Source organism: Microbacterium tenebrionis, assembly GCF_020682665.1.
Taxonomy (GTDB): Bacteria; Actinomycetota; Actinomycetes; order Actinomycetales; family Microbacteriaceae; genus Microbacterium; species Microbacterium tenebrionis.
On record NZ_JAGTTM010000001.1, the window covers coordinates 150,374 to 169,972 of the forward strand.

Annotated in this window: 12 protein-coding genes and 1 tRNA gene; 3 read left to right on the top strand and 10 right to left on the bottom strand. The window is 68.0% G+C overall.

Annotated features, from left to right (window positions below):
- Window positions 1–80 precede the first annotated feature (80 nt).
- The gene (locus tag KEC56_RS00810) at window positions 81–4,514 is read left to right on the top strand and encodes a LamG-like jellyroll fold domain-containing protein (RefSeq protein WP_227529430.1); all 4,434 of its coding nucleotides are present in this window, start codon (window positions 81–83) and stop codon (window positions 4,512–4,514) included.
- Window positions 4,515–6,002: 1,488 nt separating this feature from the next.
- Here KEC56_RS00810 and KEC56_RS00815 read toward each other — a convergent pair.
- Window positions 6,003–6,093, bottom strand: a tRNA-Ser gene (locus KEC56_RS00815).
- A 140-nt stretch (window positions 6,094–6,233) separates the two neighbouring features.
- Here KEC56_RS00815 and KEC56_RS00820 point away from each other — a divergent pair.
- Window positions 6,234–7,007 carry a cupin domain-containing protein gene (locus KEC56_RS00820; RefSeq protein ID WP_227529431.1) on the top strand — a complete coding sequence of 258 codons (774 nt, stop codon included), beginning with the start codon at window positions 6,234–6,236 and terminating at the stop codon, window positions 7,005–7,007.
- A gap of 192 nt (window positions 7,008–7,199) precedes the next feature.
- On the opposite strand, the gene cydC is transcribed toward KEC56_RS00820, so the two are convergent.
- From cydC to KEC56_RS00845, 5 genes are read right to left on the bottom strand one after another with little or no spacing between them, the layout of a single operon-like run.
- Window positions 7,200–8,858 carry a thiol reductant ABC exporter subunit CydC gene (gene cydC, locus KEC56_RS00825; protein WP_227529432.1) on the bottom strand — a complete coding sequence of 553 codons (1,659 nt, stop codon included), beginning with the start codon at window positions 8,856–8,858 and terminating at the stop codon, window positions 7,200–7,202.
- The gene (gene cydD / locus KEC56_RS00830) at window positions 8,855–10,498 is read right to left on the bottom strand and encodes a thiol reductant ABC exporter subunit CydD (RefSeq protein WP_227529433.1); all 1,644 of its coding nucleotides are present in this window, start codon (window positions 10,496–10,498) and stop codon (window positions 8,855–8,857) included. The genes cydC and cydD overlap by 4 nt, the downstream gene beginning before the upstream one ends.
- Window positions 10,495–11,520, bottom strand: a complete 1,026-nt coding sequence (gene cydB / locus KEC56_RS00835; RefSeq protein WP_227529434.1) for a cytochrome d ubiquinol oxidase subunit II — start codon at window positions 11,518–11,520, stop codon at window positions 10,495–10,497. Before cydB ends, cydD begins: the two co-directional genes overlap by 4 nt.
- Window positions 11,521–11,529: 9 nt before the next feature.
- The gene (locus KEC56_RS00840; protein WP_227530117.1) at window positions 11,530–12,945 is read right to left on the bottom strand and encodes a cytochrome ubiquinol oxidase subunit I; all 1,416 of its coding nucleotides are present in this window, start codon (window positions 12,943–12,945) and stop codon (window positions 11,530–11,532) included.
- 34 nt (window positions 12,946–12,979) lie between these two features.
- Window positions 12,980–13,597: a helix-turn-helix transcriptional regulator gene (locus KEC56_RS00845; RefSeq protein WP_227529435.1), complete on the bottom strand. Its 618-nt coding sequence runs from the start codon at window positions 13,595–13,597 to the stop codon at window positions 12,980–12,982.
- A gap of 101 nt (window positions 13,598–13,698) precedes the next feature.
- On the opposite strand from KEC56_RS00845, the gene radA reads away from it, so the two are divergent.
- Window positions 13,699–15,078 (top strand): DNA repair protein RadA, encoded by a 1,380-nt coding sequence (gene radA / locus KEC56_RS00850; RefSeq protein WP_227529436.1) that lies wholly within the window; start codon window positions 13,699–13,701, stop codon window positions 15,076–15,078.
- 1 nt (window position 15,079) lies between these two features.
- Here radA and KEC56_RS00855 read toward each other — a convergent pair whose 3' ends face one another.
- The 4 genes from KEC56_RS00855 to KEC56_RS00870 form a co-directional block, all read right to left on the bottom strand.
- Window positions 15,080–15,481 (bottom strand): SseB family protein, encoded by a 402-nt coding sequence (locus KEC56_RS00855; RefSeq protein ID WP_175985045.1) that lies wholly within the window; start codon window positions 15,479–15,481, stop codon window positions 15,080–15,082.
- Between the two features lie 187 nt (window positions 15,482–15,668).
- Window positions 15,669–16,316 carry an RAD23 family protein gene (locus tag KEC56_RS00860; RefSeq protein WP_227529437.1) on the bottom strand — a complete coding sequence of 216 codons (648 nt, stop codon included), beginning with the start codon at window positions 16,314–16,316 and terminating at the stop codon, window positions 15,669–15,671.
- 13 nt (window positions 16,317–16,329) lie between these two features.
- Window positions 16,330–16,827, bottom strand: coding sequence for an amino-acid N-acetyltransferase (locus tag KEC56_RS00865; protein WP_175985044.1), 498 nt, complete (start codon window positions 16,825–16,827; stop codon window positions 16,330–16,332).
- A gap of 203 nt (window positions 16,828–17,030) precedes the next feature.
- Window positions 17,031–19,565: an ATP-dependent Clp protease ATP-binding subunit gene (locus KEC56_RS00870; RefSeq protein WP_175985043.1), complete on the bottom strand. Its 2,535-nt coding sequence runs from the start codon at window positions 19,563–19,565 to the stop codon at window positions 17,031–17,033.
- Window positions 19,566–19,599 lie beyond the last annotated feature (34 nt).

The window sequence follows — 19,599 nt, forward strand, 5'->3', positions numbered from 1 at the left end:
AAGTATGTCGTTATACTCACGATCGTCGGCGCCGTCGCGCGCAGATTCCAACACCATTGATCGCCTGAAGGAGACCCGCCGTGAACTCGTCTGCGCCCCGCCGTTGGAGACCGGCTCCGATCAGAAGGATCGGCGGTGTCGCGCTGGCCATCGCCCTCGCAACATCGGCAACCGTCGCCGCGCCTGCCGCGGCCCTGTCTCCCGCATCCACCGTCTTCGCCGCAGAAGACGCCTCGCTCGTTCCTGAGCCCGATGTGATCAGTGTCGATTTCACGGCTGACGGCCCGGTCGAGCATGTCAAGGACCGTCCGTTCGCCACCGTTGGCGACGCCCCGGCGGTGATCTACGACGAGACTCTGGAGCGCCACGTCGCAGAGTTCACCGCCAACGAGGAGCGCCCGAGCACCGGCACCGGCGCGTACGTGTACGACATCCCCGAGGCCTGGTCTGCGGAAGACCCCGCCCACGTCGAGGACGTCGACCTGCTCGATGGCGGCACGTTCGAGTGCTACTTCCGATATGACGGCGAGAGCCCGGTGCCCGGTGGGCAGGCCAGCCAGCTGTGCGCTGGCGGCCCGGAGGGCTACGCCTTCTACCTGCCGGCGACCGGATGCTGCCTGCGGTTCAAGGCCACCGCGACCTCGGCGAACAAGAACACCGCTTCCGCCCCCATCCCCGTCAAGTCGGGCGAATGGGTCCACGCGGTGGCCACCGTCGGCAACGGCGAGGTGAAGCTCTATCTGAACGGCACACCGGCGTGGACGCTCGACCCCGAGCCGGGGACGGGATCGGGCACGGGCCGCAACCATGCCGGCCCGTACACGGCGCTGAAGGTCGACAGCGTTCCGAAGTGGGGGATCGGCGGCTCGCCACGGACGGACGGCATTGCCGACCCAGCGGCCATCGCTGTCGCAGCATCCAGAGCGTGGAGCACTGTCCTCACGGATGCCGAGGTCTCGGCGCTCTGGGCCGCGGAGAAGCCCGCCAGCGCCGGTGGCGACCCCGGTGAGGAGAACCCCGGCGGAGAAGACCCCGCCGACCCCGACCCCGTCGACCCCGGCGTCGACGTGCCGAGCGCCGACATCCTCGACGTCGACTTCTCCGACATCGCAGACCCGTTCGCCGATCGTTCCGCATCGAACCGCGCTCCGAAGGTGACCGGCTCATCGAGCGTCGCCACCGACCCCGCTTTCGCGTCGCAGCCCAAGCAGGCGTACACCGCAGACGGCAAGAAGGACCACGCGTTCTATCCGCTCCAGGATGCCTGGGCAGACACCGGCATGCCGCGCACGGACGACATGGCGACCTGGGCGGACGACACGTGGGCCGGACCCGGCATCACGCTGCAGTGCGACATCAAGGTGAACCAGGCGCTGCCGGTCACCGGCACGCCGCATGTCTGCGCCGGAAAGAGCAGCGGCGGATTCGGCATGCACCTGGCGAACTCATCGGTGGTCGCCGGATTCCACGTCAACGGCGGATACAAGAGCGTCAGCTCTCCGACCCTGCAGCCCGGCGTCTGGTACAGCGTCGTCGCGACGTTCAACGGCACGAAGGTCGACCTCTACCTCGACGGAAAGCTCGTCGGCACCAACACCAGCAACACGGTCGGCGCGGTCAAGGCACCATCCGGATCGATCGTCGAGCCGTACGTCCGCTACTTCGCGTTCGGATCCGACATCGGGGCCCGGGGTGCCATCGAGTTCCCGACCGCAGTCAGCGTCGGCAACGCGCGGATCTGGAGCAACGCGCTGAGCGCCGAGCAGGCGGACCAGCTCGACTGGGACTCGTTCGGCGACCGCTCGGTCACGCCGCAGCTCGCGTCGTCGGTGCCCGCGGCCGACGCCGCGATCGACGCCCCGGTGGAGTTCGCCATCACGATCACGGATGAGACCCTCGCAACGGGATGGCAGTACCTGCTCGACGGCAACCCGATCGTCCCCGGTGACACGATCGGCGCGGGTCTGGAGGCCGGAGCCCATGAGATCGCCATCACGGCGACGGATGTGTTCGGCCGACCTGTGAACTGGGGCATCCCCTTCACCTCGCTCCGCATCCCTACGGGGGGCGGCACCGCAACGGTTCAGGAGGACGGCGTCGCCGTGCTGTCGGCCACCGCATCCAGCGTGGCAGGCAACGACATCGCGACCACCTTCTCGGAGGCGCGTATGACGGATGCCGCGGACGGCGTGCAGGGCACGATCGATCGCTCACCGACGGAGCTCGGACTCGACTTCGACAAGGACGCATCCGATCTGACGAGGATCGACGGTGTACTCACTCCCGGCGATGACGAGTTCGAGACGACCCCCTCGAGCCACAGCTCCTTCCCGTTCCAGCGGTTCGACATCGATCTGCCGAATGCCGAGCGAGGTCAGCAGTTGGTCTGGAGCGGGCGAGTGGATCCCGCCCGCTCCATGAAGCTCTGGGCGTGGGACGTCGACGGCAGCACGTGGTCGCTCATGAGCGAGGCCCGCGGCGTCGCCGACGGGGACACGCACCTGCAGAGCGAGATCCACGCGCGTCTGATCGATGTCAGCGATGCCGCTGCCCCCGTCGTCCACGTCGCGGTCACCGCAGAGGACCCGTTCGCCGACGACCTCGCGCCGCGCGACGAGTCGGCCGGAACCCCGGAGCTGAAGGACCGCTTCGAGGATCCGGAGGACTACGACTTCTCGATCGCGCACTACACCGACGCGCAGTACACGACCGAGGTCGCGACCGGAAGCAACATGGACTGGCCGGCGAGCCTGCCGTGGCGGCACATCGAGGGCGCAACGAACACGCCGGAAGAGGCATCGGTGTTCGCGTACTCGCTGCGCAAGCAGAACCAGTGGATCGTCGACAACAAGGACGAGCGCAAGATCAGCTTCGTCGCCAACACCGGCGACGTGATCAACAGCAATGTCTCGCTGAGCGATCTGCAGTTCGACCCGAATGCGGAGGATCCCGGCGACGGCTCGAGCGTGTACGACTACACCACCGCGGACGGTCGTGTCCCCGGCGCCAAGGAGCAGATCGCGAAGGAGTTCGCCATGGCGCTCAGCTACCAAGAGGAGCTGTGGAAGTCGGGCCTTCCCAACCAGGCTGTGGCCGGGAACCACGACAACTACAACGGCACGCACAACGGCCCGAAGTCGCCGTTCTCGGCGTTCTTCACGGCCGACGGGTACTACGACCAGGCCGCAGATGTCTGGCCGGAAGACGCCTCGTTCCACACCATGGACGAGGTGACGGATCCGGAGACGGGTGCCGTCACGAAGCGGGGTGGAGACAGCTCGAACAGTTACGTGCTGTTCTCCGCCGGCGGCCTGGACTTCGTCTCGGTCGGCCTCTCGTACGGTGCGACGCAGGAGGAGTCCGACTGGGCTTCTTCGATCTTCGAGAGGTACTCCGACCGCAACGGCATCCTCATCACCCACGGCTACGTCTCGCCGTCCGCCGAACGCGACGGCCGAGGCAGCAATCTCGGTGCCGACGGCAGCAAGCTGTACGACGAGGTCGTGCGTGCCAATGACAACGTGTTCCTCGTTCTCGGCGGGCACTTCCACGGCATCGGCACGAACGTCGAGACGATCGAGGGCAACCACAAGGTCGTTCAGATGCTCGCCGACTACCAGGGCTATCTGGTCCCGGCCGAGAAGATGTTCAGTAAGGAGCGGTGTGCGGCGGCCGGGCTCGACCCGCAGACGCACTGCGTGTTCGGCACGGGTGAGAACGAAGGCAAGATCGACGTCAACGGCGATGGCACCTGGGATCACCTCACCACGGACAAGCTCGCCCTCGGCGGCAGCTTCTTGCGGATGCTGCAGTTCGACACGAAGAACAGCACGATGTCCGTGGACACCTACTCGCCGTTCCTCGATGAGTTCGGGACGGCGCAGTACGACCACGGCAACGCGCCGAAGACCCAGATCGACCCCATCGATCGCTACAGCGGAGCGGCGGACAACTTCACCGTGCCGGTGAACCTGAGCACGCGGATGACGTCCTTCTCGACTGATGGGCTGTCGGTTGCGACGCCGAGCGATACGGTGATCGGAACGCAGACTGCCGCTACGGGGACGCCGGCAACCGTGCGCTGGTCAGACCTGAAGAAGGGCGAGACGTACGCCTGGTTCGCAAGCAGCACCGAGGCCAGCGGCGAGATCGTGGCGCGGGCAGCGGATGACGCGGGAACGCTCTTGCAATTCGGCGGAATGTTCGTCGCCGAACAAGCGGGGACCGCGGAACCGGGCGATCCCGGCGACTCGGACAGCGGTGGCGACTCGGACACCGGTGGCGACTCGGATGCCGGGGGCTCAGGACCCGACGGTGATGGCGGTTCAGGTATCGATTCCGGCGATGGCGGCGCGAATGCGGAGACGGATGGCTCTCTGCCGATGACCGGAGCAGAAGCATCCTGGGTGGTCGTCGCCGCAGCAGTTCTGCTGCTCACGCTCGGCGGCGGACTGGCCGTCTTCGCTCGGCGCCGCCGAGCGAATGGCCGAACGGATGCTGAGGGCCTTGCCTGACGCGGAACCCTCAAACCCTCAGTAGCGAGGGCCTGACGAGGGTCCCGGTCCCACGGATCGGGACCCTCGTCAGCATCCAACCAGCAAAAAAGCCTGAGCCGCGACCAGTTCGGAAACTTTGTCGCGACTCAGGACAAATGGCGGTGACGGTGGGATTTGAACGATGATCTGGGTGTCTGATCTCGCTGACAGCCCACGAAACCGCGGAACTACGCGAAAGTTGGGCACAACTCAGGGCATCGAGAAACCAGTCGTCACAGATGCTCTGTTACCGGGATGTTCCCACGCCGCGCCGCCACGCGGAGCCACCACGACCGCGCTACTCTTCTGCCCATGGGGAACTCGCAAAGAGCAGGTCTGGGGTTGTCGGTAGTTGCTTCAATCGCAGGGGGCTTGGTGACGCTGACAGGGTGCTCGTCGTGGTCTACATCCACCACTGAGTATGCGAGTCCAGCGCCCGCCCCGATTGACACGACGTCCGCAGATCGATGCGCGATCCTTGTCGCTGCTCCCGGCGGCATAGCCTCAGACATCGCAGCTCGGAAAAACTGCGTCGAAGTCGACGGCGAATGGGTCCCGGCCGAGTCCGTCCCGCCTGCGAGCTCGACGGCAAACGCGGCGGAGTCACCTGTCGGACACGACTCGTTGCCGGACGGCGGACTCTCGTGGGATGAGGCAGCGGGCCATTTCGGGGAGACGCGGAAAGTCTGTGGGCCGCTCGCAGGTAGCGGGTATTCCGATGACGACGCGTTCCTGAATCTAGGACTGGACTACCCGAACCCTGGCAGATTCCAGATCGTGATTTGGGATGTTGGACAGCTTGAGCCGATCCCTGTCGGCTCCCTCCTGTGTACGACTGGACTCATAAGCGTGTACGAGGGCGTGGGTGAGATCGAACTGACGGACCCGGACGCTGTGCTCATCTACGAATAGCCGCGACGCGACGATCGGCCTTGAAGCGTGTCACTCGCTCGATCATCGACTGGTCTGCGTGTCGACCTACCGTCGCAGGAGGTAGGGGCGTGAGGAACGAACGGACTGCCTGTGCCCGCAGGACTGAAGCCGATCAACCTGCCGTACTCGTACAAGGCATTACGAAGCGAGTTGCCGAAGTTGGCGAGAGCAGCGCGATTCGCGCCATAGGTCGTCCGGGGTCGACACCACCCACGCAGGTCGGCGCGGGTGTCACGTGAGTCATCCGAGTTGCGCATGACTCCGGGTTCAAAGCCGTAAGTACCGATGTCGCTAAGGCATCCAGCAGGAGGTCGAGCATCGCGTTCACTTCTCCCAGCTGAGCGTAGACCTCGCCAAGGCCCCGTAAGCGTTGCCGCTGATGGGCTGGCAGGCATGGCTCGTTCCGTCCAGAATCGCCCACCCGTCGATGATCACGCCAGACTTCGTATTACCAGGATGTTCCCCGGCCGCCATCCGGAGACGACGAAGGCCCCGACTTCCCAGTGTTTTCTAGGGGAGTCGGGGCCTTCGCTCTGGCGGTGACGGTGGGATTTGAACCCACGGTAGGGGGTTACCCTACACAACTTTTCGAGAGTTGCACCTTCGGCCGCTCGGACACGTCACCGTGGATCAGTTTACGACACCGCGTCGATGCGCGCGAATCGAGGCATCGCGGCATCCCACCCCCTCCCGCCGAATATCCCCGGGACCCATCTCGTCACGCGAGCGCGCGCTGGTTAGGATGACCTTACGGAGGTTGTTCCCATGAGCTTCATCACGTCGGCTGCGCTGGCAGAGACCGGCTACGTCGTCCTCTCGCCTCTCGCGAGCCCGATCGATCCGGCCGAATGGCTGGGCCTGGAGTACGTCGGATGGCGTTCGTCCGGCGTCACCCGCTTCGCACCCCTGGCCAGTTACGCCGGCGAGATCGAATGCAACGGATTCTGGAACCAGACCCCGCCGCGCACCGACAAGGACGGCGTCTGGATCGCCTCGCAGACCGAGCAGGCCCCGACGCTGACCCGACTCGCTCAGGAACCGGGCGTGAACGTCGGGCGCTGCCGCGTGATCGAGCTGCAGCCGAACACCTACGCCGATGCGATCTACAACCTCCACCAGGACGACAACAACCGTCTCAACGAGGACGGAACGGGCTGGGTCGTCCGCTCCTACGTCAACCTCACCGACGACTCGGACTCGCTGCTCATCCTCCGCGAGGACCGGTTCGACCCGGCGACCGAGCAGCGGCTTCCCCTGCCCGCCGGCACCCGCATGGTCGTCGACACGCAGCGCTTCTGGCACGCGGTCTGGCACCGAGGCAGCACGCCGCGCTACTCGCTCATCACGTCCCTCACTTCGGGCCCGGAGCTCGACGCGTACATCGCCGAGAACGACGGGACCCCGCACGTCGAGAGCGTTCCGATCGACCCGGCGCTGATCGAAGGTGCCCGGCTCGAGCAGCACCGACGCATCGAGGAGCGCCGGCGCGCCTTCGAGGCGCAGGGCATCGTCATGGAGCCCCCGGTCGAGCTCTACTGAAGTCCCTGCCACCGCGGCAGGGGTCGCGAATGGCCGCCAAACCCTGCACGTGAGCGCCGAACACGCCCCCTCTCGGGAGCCGCCACACCGCTGCACGCGATGAGGGGGCGCAAACGGTCGTCAACGCGTTGAAATAGCCGCACAATGCGCCCCCTCCGCGCGCGCCGTCGTGCTGTCTGCGCGGCCCGCGGCTCAAACAGTGCGGCCGGCCTCGATCCGCACGACCCGATCGACGGTCCCCTCGGGCGGCGCGACGTGCGAGATCAGGATCACCGACTGGTCGCCCGCGGCCCCCAGCAGATCGCGCAGCAGCGCGTCGGATGCCTCGGGATCGACGCCGGCCGTCGGTTCGTCGAGGACCAGTACGGGGAACCCGCGCAGCAGCGCCCTGGCGAGCGCGATGCGCTGCGCCTGACCGCCCGACACCAGCGCGCCCCGATCGCCGACGCGGGCGTCCAGACCTCCGCGCCCCCGCACCCAGTCCCCCAGCCCGACGCGCTCGAGCACGGCGAGCAGGTCGTCGTCGGTGGCCGTGTCGCGCGCGAACAGCAGGTTCTGCCGGATGTCCTCGTCGAAGAGCTGCGGATGCTGCTCGCACAGGCCGATCGTTCGGCGGAGCGCCGGTCCGCTTAGGGTCGCGGCATCCGTCCCGCCGATCGTGAACTCGCCCTCGGCGCGCAGGAACCCGACGAGCACCGCGGCGAGCGAGCTCTTGCCGGCGCCGCTGGGGCCCGTGACGAGCACCCGCTCCCCCGGCGCGACGTCGAGCGTGACGCCGCGGAGCGCCGGCGCTCCGCCCGGCCACGAGGCCCGCACGTCGCGCAAGCGCACGGCTGCTCCCGGCGGCACGTCATCGCTGCCGGCATCCGCCCGCAGCTCCTCCGGCACGGATGCCGGCAGCACATCGACCACACGCTCGGCGCTCGCCCGCACGCTCCGCCACGATGCTGCAGCCACCGGGACCGCGCCGAACACCTCGAACACGACCATCGGCACGAGCACGACCACCGCGAGCCACGGGCCGTCGATCGCACCGGTCGCCAGACCCGGGGATGCCGCAGCGACCGCCCACGCCGACGCCACGCCGGCGAGAACCGACACCACGCCGGCAGCGATCGCCTGCGCCAGCGATGCCCGCGTCACCGTGCGGCGCACCGCCGCGTCGGCGCGCTCGATGCGTTCGCGGGCCGCCGGCTCCGCGCCGTAGGCGAGCAGCACGTCGAGGCTGCCGAAGTAGTCGACCAGGGATGCCGAGAGCTCGGCCCGCTCGCGAGAGACCCGCTCCTCGGCGCGGGCGCCGAACACCCAGCCCAGTCCGATCGCGACGACAGCCGCCGCCAGGAGGCAGACGGCGAGCGTGAGCGCGGCGGGCGGCGAGATGAACGCGACGAACCCGACCGCACCGACGGCGACGATGCCGGCGACCGCGAGCGGCTGAACGACCCGCAGGGGCAGGTTCTGCAGATTCTCGACGTCATCCACGAGTGCCGAGAGAACGCGCCCGCGGTCGGTGCGGCCGAGCCCGGCCGGCGAGAGCGGGATGAGCCTGCGCACCATGTCGGATCGGGTCGTCGCGAGCTGACGCAGGGCTGCGTCGTGACCGGACAGCCGCTCCAGGTAGCGGAAGACCGCCCGCGAGACGGCGAAGAAGCGCACACCGACCACCGCGACCGACAGCGGCACGAGCGAGTCGACGATCGAGGCGCTCACGATGAGCCAGCCGCTGACGGCGAGCAGCGACACCGCGGCGACGGCCGAGAAGACACCCCAGATGAGACCGGGGACGAACCGACGTACGGGCGGTTGCGCCAGGCGCAGGATGCCGCGGGCGCGAGTGGTGGCCCGGCTCATGCGTTGACCCCCAGCGAGACGACCTCGTCGGCGATGTCACGGGCGGTGCGGCGGTGCGAGATGAGGAGCACCGTGGCTCCGGCATCCGCCCGCTCGCGCAGCGTCGCCCACAGCCGCGCCTCGGTGTCGGCGTCCAAAGCGCTGGAGGGCTCGTCGAGCACGAGCACTCGGTCCGGGCTCTGCGCGTGACGGTACAGCGCGCGGGCGACCGCGACGCGCTGCGCCTGACCGCCGGACAGCCCGCTCCCCTGCACGCCGAGTTCGAGGTCGGCGTCGAGGTCCTCAGCGCAGGCGGCGTCGAGTGCGCGGCGGATGCCGGTCGCATCCGCCGTCGAGCCGAGTGCGACGTTGTCGGCGATCGTCCCGCGGATGAGGCCCGGAGCCTGCCCCGCCCAGGCAATCCAGTCCGCCGGGGCGAGCTCGCGGATGTCACGGCCGCCGAGCGTCGCTGTGCCCGCGAATGGTGCGGCGCCTCGGAGAGCTGCGATCAGGCTGGACTTGCCCGAGCCGCTCGGCCCCTCGATGAGCGTCACGGTGCCCGGGCGCGCGGTGAAGGAGACCGGCGGGAGGTCGCGGACGCGGAGGTTCTCTGCGCGCAACTCCGGAGAAACGGCCTCTGTGCGGCGAACCGAAGCCACGGATCCAGGGTTCTGCAAGAAGGCTCCGGACTTGTGCGGGGTGGCAGACGACGTTTCCCCCGCCTCGTCCAGCACCGCGAAGACGTCCTCCGTCGCCGCGACCCCCTCAGCCGCGGCGTGGAACTGCACCCCGACCTGACGGATCGGCAGGAACGCCTCCGGTGCCAGCAGAAGCACGAACAGCCCCACCTCGAGCGACAGGTCTCCGGCGAGCAGCCGGAACCCCACCGCCACGGCGATCAGCGCGACCGCGAGCGAGGAGAGCAGTTCCATCGCGAAGCCCGACAGGAACGAGAAGCGCAGCACCTTCATCGTCTCGCGGCGGTACTGATCCGCCGTCGCCTCGATCTGCGCCACCGCCCGGTGCTCGCGGCCGAACAGCCGCAGCGTCGCCAGCCCCTGCACGGTGTCGGCGAACCGGGCGGCGAGATGCTGCAGCGTCTGCCACTGCTTGCGCTGCACCGTGCGCGTCGCGATGCCGATGAGGATCATGAAGATCGGGATGAGCGGCAGCGTGATGATCGCGGTCAGGCCGCTCGGCCAGTCCTGCCACCACATCACCACGACGATCACAGGCGTCGCGATCACGGTGAGCACGAGCTGCGGCAGGTACTTCGCGAAGTACTGGTCCAGCGCCTCGAGCCCGTGCCCCGCCGTGACGGCGAGCGCCGCCTGGTTGCGCGATGCGAGCCATCCGGGGCCCAGCCGCCCGACGGCGCCGATCAGCGCCCGACGCAGCTGTGTCCCAGTGGCCGCCGCGGCACGCATCCCCGCGAAGTCGGATGCCGCGATCAGCGCGCCGCGCAGCAGCGCGAGCGCCAGCATCCACAAGAGAGAAGACGCGACAGAGCGCCCCTCGAGCGCGCCGGTCACAGCATCCGTCAGGAACCAGGCGAACGCGATCACGACCGCGGTCTGGAGCACGCCGATCGCGGCGGCGAGGACGAAGAATCCTCGCGCGGCGCCGGCGTACTTCAGAAGGCGCGGATCGACGGGCTTCACGCGTGAACCGGCGCTCCCTCGATCGAGGCGCGGGTGACCCGCTTGCGGAACACCCAGTAGGTCCACCCCTGATACAGCAGCACGAGCGGCAGGGCGACCAGGGCCGTCCACGTCATGATCTGCAGCGTGTACTCGGTGCTCGAGGCGTTCGCGATCGTCAGGCTGAACGCCGGGTCGATCGTCGACGGCAGCACGTTCGGGAACAGCGCCGCGAACAGCGTCACCACCGCGAACAGCGTGGTCAGCGCGCCGAACGTGAACGCCCAGCCTTCGCGGCCGCGCAGGTTCGAGACGATCGACAGCACGAGCGACACGGCGGCGAGCGCGGCGAGGACCAGCACGGCGATCGAGAAGTGCGCGGCGACCGTCCAGACCAGGAACGCGGCGGCGACCACCAGCGTGATCAGGCCGGCCCGGAACGCCAGACGGCGCGCATCCGACCGCAACTGTCCGTCGGTCTTCAGTGCGATGAAGGTCGCTCCGTGAGTGAAGAACAGCAGGAGTGTGGTGAGTCCGCCCAGCAGCGCGTACACGTTCAGCAGATCGAAGAGCGTGCCGGTGTAGACGTGGTTCTCGTCGAGCGCGACGCCCTGCACGATGTTGGCGAACGCGACGCCCCAGAGGAACGCGGGCACGGCCGAGCCGATCACGATCATGCGGTCGAAGCCGGCCTTCCAGCGCTCCGACTTGCCCTGGTGCCGGTACTCGAACGAGACGCCGCGCATGATGAGCGTGAGCAGGATCAGCAGCAGGGCGAGGTAGAAGCCGCTGAACAGCGAGGCGTACCACTCCGGGAACGACGCGAACAGGCAGGCACCGGCGACGATGAGCCAGGTCTCGTTGAGATCCCACACCGGGCCGATCGTGTTGATGATCTGCCGGCGCGTGACGTCGTCGCGGTTCTTGCCGACGCCGCCGAGGAACGGCAGCGACATGCCCACGCCGAAGTCGAAGCCGTCGAGCACGAAGTATCCGACGAAGAGGAAGGCGATGATTCCGAACCAGAGCGTTGCGAGATCCATGGTCGCCTCTCAATACACAGTCGACGGCAGCTGGGCCGTCTCGTCAGCGGGTTGTTCGTCGGTGTCTGGCCCCTTCTGCGCCGCCTTCACGATCAGTCGGACCTCGACCACCGCGAGCGCGGCGTAGATCGCGGTGAACGAGATCAGCGAGATGAGCACCTCGAGTCCCGTGGTGCCTGGTGAGACGCCGTCACGGGTGCTCATGAGCCCGAACACGATCCACGGCTGGCGGCCCATCTCGGTGAACACCCACCCGACGATGTTGGCGAGCAGTGCGAGCGGGAACGACCAGATGGCGATCTTCCACATCCACTTCGCGACCGGCCGCTTCGCCCCCTTACGGGTGACCCACAGGCCGACCAGCGCGATGAACGCGTGCAGCAGGCCCAGGCCGATCATCCAGCGGAACGCCCAGTAGGTGATCCACAGCACCGGAGCGAAGTTGTCGATGCCGAGATCGGCATATGTCGCGGCGTACTCGGCGTTCAGGTCATTGATGCCGTGCACGCATTCGTCGAAGCTGTGCGTCGACAGCAGCGACAACAGGTACGGAACGCGGATCGAGAACAGCTCGGACGAGCCGTCCGGCGTGCCGAGCGTGAACAGGCTGAACGAGGCATCCGCCCCGCAGACGGTGTTGAACGTCGCCTCGGCGGCGGCCATCTTCATCGGCTGGGCGGCGTACATCGCCAGGCCCAGCTGATCGCCCGAGAGCACCACGCCGGCGGTCGAGACGAGCATGCCCCACAGACCGAACTTCAGAGAGACGCGCATGGTGTCGAGGTGCTGGCCTCGGTAGAGGTGCCAGGCCGATACCGAGATGATGACACCGGCCGCGAACATGAACGCACCGAAGATGGTGTGCGGGAACGCGGCGAGCGCCACCGGGTTCGTCAGCAGCGCCCAGAAGTCGACGAGTTCAGCGCGGTTCGTGACGGGGTTGTACTCGTAGCCGACCGGGTTCTGCATGAAGGCGTTGGCGGCGATGATGAAGTACGCCGACAGGGTGCTGCCGATCGCGACGCACCAGATGGATGCCAGGTGGAGCTTCTGCGGCAGCTTGTCCCAGCCGAAGATCCACACACCGATGAACGTCGCCTCGAAGAAGAACGCCAGCAGCCCCTCGAACGCGAGCGGGGCGCCGAACACGTCGCCGACGAAGCGCGAGTAGTCCGACCAGTTCATGCCGAACTGGAACTCCTGCACGATGCCGGTCACCACGCCCATGGCGAAGTTGATGAGGAAGATCTTCCCGAAGAACCGGGTCAGGTGCAGGTAGTGGACCTTGCCGGTGCGCACCCACGCGGTCTGGAAGATCGCGGCGGCCAGCGCCATGCCGATCGTCAGCGGGACGAACAGGTAGTGGTACACGGTCGTGAGACCGAACTGCCACCTGGCCAGTGCCAGCGGATCCAGCCACTCCATCACGATATGTCCTCTCTCGAATCACGCATGGCCGTCAGGCCGCGGTGTCTCTCAACTGCACGACGCACTCCTCAGGCAGCGCAGGGTCGCGCACGAAGTCGGCAGACAGCGGTCCGCCGGCCTCGGTCAGCACAGACTGCATGAGGCTCAGGTGCACCCGGCACAGCACCGGGCGGTCCTCGGGTCGCGCCGCGGCGTGCGGGCACGGGGTGAGGTCGATGGTGAGCCGGCCGTCGTCGATGACGGGCTCGAATCCGCTTTCTTCGAGGTGCTCGACGAGGGCGTCGAGCTGATAGGTGGCCTCGCGGCCGAGATCGGATGCCGTGGACGGCAGCGCCCGGCGCATGAGGTCGCCGCGGCGGGCGGCGGCGCTGACCTTGTCACGGGCGATCGGGCTGGATGCCTCGGGGGCGCCGGTGGCCGCGCTGTACAGCGTGCGCGGGCGACCACGGGTCGTGCGGTGCTCGGTCTCGGCGAGCACGTAGCCGCCGTCGATCAGGCGCTGCAGGTGCTCGCGCACCGTGTTCTGATGCAGCCCCGTCGCCTCGCACAGCTCGCCGATCGTGCGGCGGGATCGCGACTGCACCAGGTGCAGGATCTGCACCCGGGAGAAGGTCGAGATCGGGCCGCATGCGGGCCGGGCGGTAGCCATACCTCAATTATGGCGAGTTCCTGATCAGCCCGTGATTCTCGGGCCGTGAATAATCGCTCTGCGGCGGTAGGGATGTCGGATGCCATCGATAGCCTTGTCGCATGGCAACCCGTCGTCCCGCTCCCGCCCCCTTCAAATGCTCCGAATGCGGGTGGACGACGTCGAAGTGGGTCGGGCGCTGCGGCGAGTGTCAGCAGTGGGGAACGGTCGAAGAAGTGTCCACCGCCGGTGTGCCGCGGGTGAGCGCCGTCGCCCCCGGGTCGGCGCGCGCAGCCCGGCCGATCACTCAGATCACGACCGCCGACACGCCTCGACGATCGAGCGGCGTGGGCGAGTTCGATCGTGTTCTCGGCGGCGGCATCGTGCCTGGTGCGGCAATCCTGCTCAGCGGCGAGCCGGGCGTCGGCAAGTCGACGCTGCTGCTCGAGGTGGCAGCGCAGGCCGCGCGGGGCGGTCGCCGCGTGCTGTACGCGAGCGCCGAGGAGTCGCAGGCCCAGGTGCGGCTGCGTGCGGAGCGCACCGGCGCTCTGCACGATGAGCTGTACCTGGCGAGCGAGACCGACCTCGCGACGATCCTCGGGCACATCGATGAGGTGAAGCCCGAGCTCGTGATCGTCGACTCCGTCCAGACCGTGTCGTCGTCGCTGTCCGACGGTGCTGCCGGTCAGCCGAGCCAGGTGCGCGAGGTGGCGGCGACACTCATCCGGGTTGCGAAGGAGCGGCATCTGCCGATCGTCATCGTCGGCCACGTGACGAAGGACGGTCAGGTCGCAGGTCCCCGCATCCTCGAGCATCTGGTCGACGTCGTGTGCCACTTCGAGGGCGACCGGCAGACCGCGCTGCGGTTCATCCGCGCGCTGAAGAACCGGTTCGGTCCGACCGACGAGGTCGGATGCTTCGAGATGACCGGCGACGGCATCGCCGAGGTGCCCGATCCGTCCGGGCTGTTCCTGGGGCACGGATCGACCGAACCCGGCACCTGCGTCGCGATCGCGATGGAGGGACGCCGGGCGATGCCCGTCGAGGTGCAGGCGCTGACCGTCGAGACCGCCGCGCCCAACCCGCGCCGGGTGGTGTCAGGGCTGGATGCCGCGCGCGTCGCGATGGTGCTGGCGATCCTCGAGAAGCGCGGGCAGATCGCCACCTCGAAGCTCGATGTGTACGTGTCGACGGTGGGCGGTGTGCGGTTCACCGAGCCCGCTGCCGACCTCGCGATCGCGATCGCCGTGGCGGGGGCCATCACCGGGGTGTCTGTGCCGCGCACGGTCGCCGCCGTGGGCGAGCTGTCGCTGGCCGGTGAGATCCGCCCGGTGACGCAGGCCGCTCAGCGCCGCGGCGAGGCGGCACGGCTCGGGTACACGCGCGTCGTGGACGAACGATCCGAGAAGCTGGCCGATGCGCTCGATGCCGTGCGCGTGCGCAGCCGCCGGTCAGCGCCCACTGCTCCGCGTCGCCACGAGGACGCGGTTCCCCCGTTCTGAACTACGCCAGCGCCTTCAGCAGCTCATCCGGCGAGGCCTGCATGGGATGCGGGCCCGCGATGTCGAGGAAGACGGTCGTGATCGTCTCGCGGTGCGTGGTGAGGAACTTCTCGAGCCATGCCGGCGAGTAGATGCCGATGTCGGGCGGCAGGTTGGCCGGCTTGTTCTTGGCGTCGCTGAACAGCAGCAGCGCGACCTCTCCGGTGTTCGGGTCGCGGAAGGTCCACACCTCGCCCCCGTCGAGAGGGTTGTCGCGCGCACCCGCGCGCAGCAGCGGTACGACCGTGTTGCCGTGACGCAGGGCCAGCGCGACGGCGGCGACATCCTGTTTCTCGAGCGCCGCGGCGAGGGCCTCGGAGCGGAACTCCTCGGGGCGGGGCTTGGGGGACTTCTTGGACGCCATGCCTCCAGCATAAAAGAGGGGCCCTCCCGAGCAATCCATTGGGGATTGGATGACTCGGAAGGGCCCGCGGGCTCTCGACCGGCGAAATGTCGAAGCGCTGGGGACGCTGAATACGACGCCACTGGGGATGGCTGACACCGGTATGTGCCGAGAGCTATTCCATGGTATCCCAAAGAATGAGCACCAGCTAGTAAAGGAAGATCTGCCGCGTCGTCGTGGCGTCGAATCCGCCGATCGATACGGCGACGTGATACGAGGCGCCGCCGCCGGGTGCTCGCGGCCGGTTCTCCTGCTCGCACGTTGAGGTATCGGAGCGTGTGCGATCCCAGGTGATGGGCTCCGCGCTGGTCACTTCCTGGCCCGCTGCGAGGGTCACGACCATGCTGCTGGGATTCTCCTGGCAATCCGTGGATCGCCACCAGATGTCGTCGCCGCTGGAGATCGTGAACGCCTGGGTCGCCGACCCGACGTCGATCGTGCAGTCCGCGGAGCTGGCGTTCTTCAGTGAGATCGACAGCTTCGGATTCGTGCCGGCCTGATAGCCCTCGGCATCCGTGACCGCTTCGACGACGACGTCGGCGGCGCGGCACGGCGCGGGTCCGGATGCCGTCGGCTCGGGCTCCGGCGACTCCGACCCTTCTGGTGCCGGAGTCTCGGATCCGGTCGCGCTCGGGCTGGCGGACGGCGAGTCGGTCGGGGCTGCCTGCGCGTCCGCGCCCGCCCACGGCTGGGCGATGAGCAGCCATGCTCCGGCCGCGATGGCCGCGAGGACGAGGATGAGGATCGTGAAGAAGGCGAGGCGCCGGCGCCGGTAGACCGCTCTGCTGGGTGTCATCAGGCCCGCACCGTCACAGGTTCTTCAGCATCCGGGTGTTGCCGAGGGTGTTCGGCTTCACGTGGGCGAGGTCGAGGAACTCCGCGACGCCCTCATCCGGGCTGCGCAGCAGTTGCGAGTAGACGTCGGGGTCGACGACCTGCTCCCCGATCGGCGAGAACCCGCGACGGGTGAAGAAGTCGACCTCGAAGGTGAGGCAGAACAGCCGGGTGAGCCCGAGCTCGTGGGCGCGCTCCTCGAGAGCCTCCACGATCGCACGACCGACGCCGTGGCGCAGCCTGTCGTCGCGCACGATAAGTGTTCGGATCTCGCCGAGGTCCTCCCACATGACGTGCAGGGCGCCGCATCCGATCAGCTGCCCGTCCTGCTCGGCGACGACGAACTCCTGCACCGCGCCGTACAGCACGGCCAGGTCCTTGCCCAGCAAGATGCGCCGCTCGACCAGGGGCGCCAGCAACTGGTGGATGCCGAGGATGTCGGCGCTGCGCGCGGATCGGACGGTGTAGCTCACCCCTCAAGCCTAGAACTCGCCGCGGCAAGACCCCGAGCGCCGCGTCGAGGGAGCACAGCTTCGGATGCCGTGTGTGACACGCCGCCGGAGGGAACGGACCCGCGGCGTGTCGCCCCTCGGGTCCGAAGTTGTGCACACGGTCCGGACACGCGAGAGGGGCGGATGCCGAAGCATCCGCCCCTCCGTCGCTCAGTGAGCTGTCGTCAGTCGCCCGAGGCCGCCGCGAGATCGGGGGTCGCAGTGATCGCGCCGCCCGAGGTGTCGACGCCGACCGCGACCTTCTCGCCGCGCGGGCCGGTCTCGAACAGGAACTTGCCGTCGGCGGCATCCACCTTCACGTGGTCGCCGGGGTTCAGCTCGCCGTGCAGGATCTTCTCCGACAGCAGGTCCTCGATCTCGCGCTGCATCGCACGACGCAGCGGGCGGGCGCCCAGCGCCGGGTCGAAGCCGATGTCGATGAGCCGCTCCTTGGCAGCCTGCGTCAGCTCGACCGTCATGTCGCGGTCGAGCAGACGCTCGCCGAGGCGCTTGACGAACAGATCGACGATCTGCACGAGCTCGTCCTTCGACAGCTGCGGGAAGACGATGACGTCGTCGACGCGGTTGAGGAACTCGGGCTTGAAGTGGCGCTTGAGCTCTTCGTCGACCTTGCCCTTCATCCGCTCGTAGCTGGTCTGCGCGTTGCCCTCGATCTGGAATCCGACAGGACCACCGGCGATCGCGGACGAGCCGAGGTTCGTCGTCATGATGATCACAGTGTTCTTGAAGTCGACGATCCGGCCCTGGCCATCGGTCAGGCGACCCTCTTCGAGGATCTGCAGGAGCGAGTTGAAGATGTCGGGGTGGGCCTTCTCGATCTCGTCGAACAGGACGACCGAGAACGGCTTGCGGCGGACCTTCTCGGTCAGCTGGCCGCCTTCTTCGAATCCGACGAATCCGGGAGGCGCTCCGAACAGACGCGAGACGGTGTGCTTCTCGCCGAACTCGCTCATGTCGAGCGAGATGAGCGCTGCCTCGTCATCGAAGAGGAACTCCGCGAGCGCCTTGGCGAGCTCGGTCTTTCCGACGCCGGTGGGGCCGGCGAAGATGAACGAGCCCGAGGGACGCTTCGGGTCCTTGAGGCCGGCGCGCTGGCGGCGGATCGTTCGGGAGAGGGCCGCGATCGCCTCTTCCTGGCCGACGACGCGCTGGTGCAGCGCCTTCTCCATGAAGACGAGGCGGCTGGACTCCTCCTCGGTGAGCTTGAACACCGGGATGCCGGTCGCCTGGGCGAGCACCTCGGCGATCAGACCCTCGTCGACGACCGCCTGGGTGGCGACGTCGCCGCTTCGCCACTGCTTCTCGAGGCGCAGGCGCTCGGCGAGGAGGCTCTTCTCCTCGTCGCGGAGGGCTGCGGCCTTCTCGAAGTCCTGCTCCTCGGAGGCTGCTTCTTTCTGCTCGCGGACGGCGGCGATCTTGTCGTCGAACTCGCGCAGCTCGGGCGGGCTGGAGAGGATGCTCAGGCGCAGGCGGGCGCCGGCCTCATCGATCAGGTCGATGGCCTTGTCGGGCAGGAAGCGGTCGGAGACGTACCGGTCGGCGAGGTTCGCCGCGGCGACGAGTGCGCCGTCGGTGATCTGGACCTTGTGGTGCGCCTCGTAGCGGTCCCGCAGTCCCTTGAGGATGTTGATCGCGTGCGGCAGGCTCGGCTCGTTCACCTGCACCGGCTGGAAGCGGCGTTCGAGCGCGGCATCCTTCTCGAAGTGCTTGCGGTACTCGTCGAGCGTGGTGGCGCCGATCGTCTGCAGCTCGCCTCGTGCGAGGAGGGGCTTGAGGATGCTGGCGGCGTCGATCGCGCCCTCGGCGGCGCCCGCACCGACGAGGGTGTGGATCTCGTCGATGAAGACGATGATGTCGCCGCGGGTGCGGATCTCCTTGGTGACCTTCTTCAGGCGCTCCTCGAAGTCGCCGCGGTAGCGGGATCCGGCGATGAGCGATCCGAGGTCGAGCGAGTAGAGCTGCTTGTCCTTGAGCGTCTCGGGCACATCGCCCTTGACGATGGCCTGCGCGAGGCCCTCGACGACGGCGGTCTTGCCGACGCCGGGCTCGCCGATCAGGACGGGGTTGTTCTTGGAGCGGCGCGAGAGGATCTGCATGACCCGCTCGGCCTCCTTCTCGCGCCCGATGACCGGGTCGAGCTTGTTGTCGCGCGCGGCCTGGGTGAGGTTGCGGCCGAACTGGTCGAGGACGGCGGATCCGCCCTGGGCTCCGCTCTGCGCATTCTCGTGCGCCTGCGCGCCGACGGCGGCGGGCTCGCGGCCCGGGGCGCCGGAGAGTAGCTGGATGACCTGCTGGCGGACCTTGTTCAGGTCGGCGCCGAGCTTGACTAGCACCTGAGCGGCCACGCCCTCGCCCTCGCGGATGAGGCCGAGGAGGATGTGCTCGGTGCCGATGTAGTTGTGGCCGAGCTGGAGCGCTTCGCGCAGGCTCAGCTCGAGCACCTTCTTCGCACGCGGCGTGAAGGGGATGTGGCCGGTGGGCTGCTGCTGACCCTGGCCGATGATGTCCTGCACCTGCTCGCGCACGGCGTCGAGGGAGATGCCGAGACTCTCGAGGGCCTTGGCTGCGACGCCCTCACCCTCGTGGATGAGGCCGAGCAGGATGTGCTCCGTGCCGATGTAGTTGTGGTTGAGCATCTTCGCCTCTTCCTGGGCGAGGACGACCACACGACGGGCTCGGTCCGTGAATCTCTCGAACATGTCAACTCCTTTGGGCACTCTCCGGTCCGGGAGT

Excerpts from the sequence above, each read along its gene's own strand:
- KEC56_RS00870 (WP_175985043.1), bottom strand. The coding sequence starts at position 19,565 with ATGTTCGAGAGATTCACGGACCGAGCCCGTCGTGTGGTCGTCCTCGCC.
- KEC56_RS00845 (WP_227529435.1), bottom strand. The coding sequence starts at position 13,597 with ATGGCTACCGCCCGGCCCGCATGCGGCCCGATCTCGACCTTCTCCCGG.
- KEC56_RS00820 (WP_227529431.1), top strand. The coding sequence starts at position 6,234 with ATGAGCTTCATCACGTCGGCTGCGCTGGCAGAGACCGGCTACGTCGTC.
- KEC56_RS00860 (WP_227529437.1), bottom strand. The coding sequence starts at position 16,316 with ATGACACCCAGCAGAGCGGTCTACCGGCGCCGGCGCCTCGCCTTCTTC.
- cydC (WP_227529432.1), bottom strand. The coding sequence starts at position 8,858 with ATGAGCCGGGCCACCACTCGCGCCCGCGGCATCCTGCGCCTGGCGCAA.
- KEC56_RS00855 (WP_175985045.1), bottom strand. The coding sequence starts at position 15,481 with ATGGCGTCCAAGAAGTCCCCCAAGCCCCGCCCCGAGGAGTTCCGCTCC.
- KEC56_RS00840 (WP_227530117.1), bottom strand. The coding sequence starts at position 12,945 with ATGGAGTGGCTGGATCCGCTGGCACTGGCCAGGTGGCAGTTCGGTCTC.
- radA (WP_227529436.1), top strand. The coding sequence starts at position 13,699 with ATGGCAACCCGTCGTCCCGCTCCCGCCCCCTTCAAATGCTCCGAATGC.
- cydB (WP_227529434.1), bottom strand. The coding sequence starts at position 11,520 with ATGGATCTCGCAACGCTCTGGTTCGGAATCATCGCCTTCCTCTTCGTC.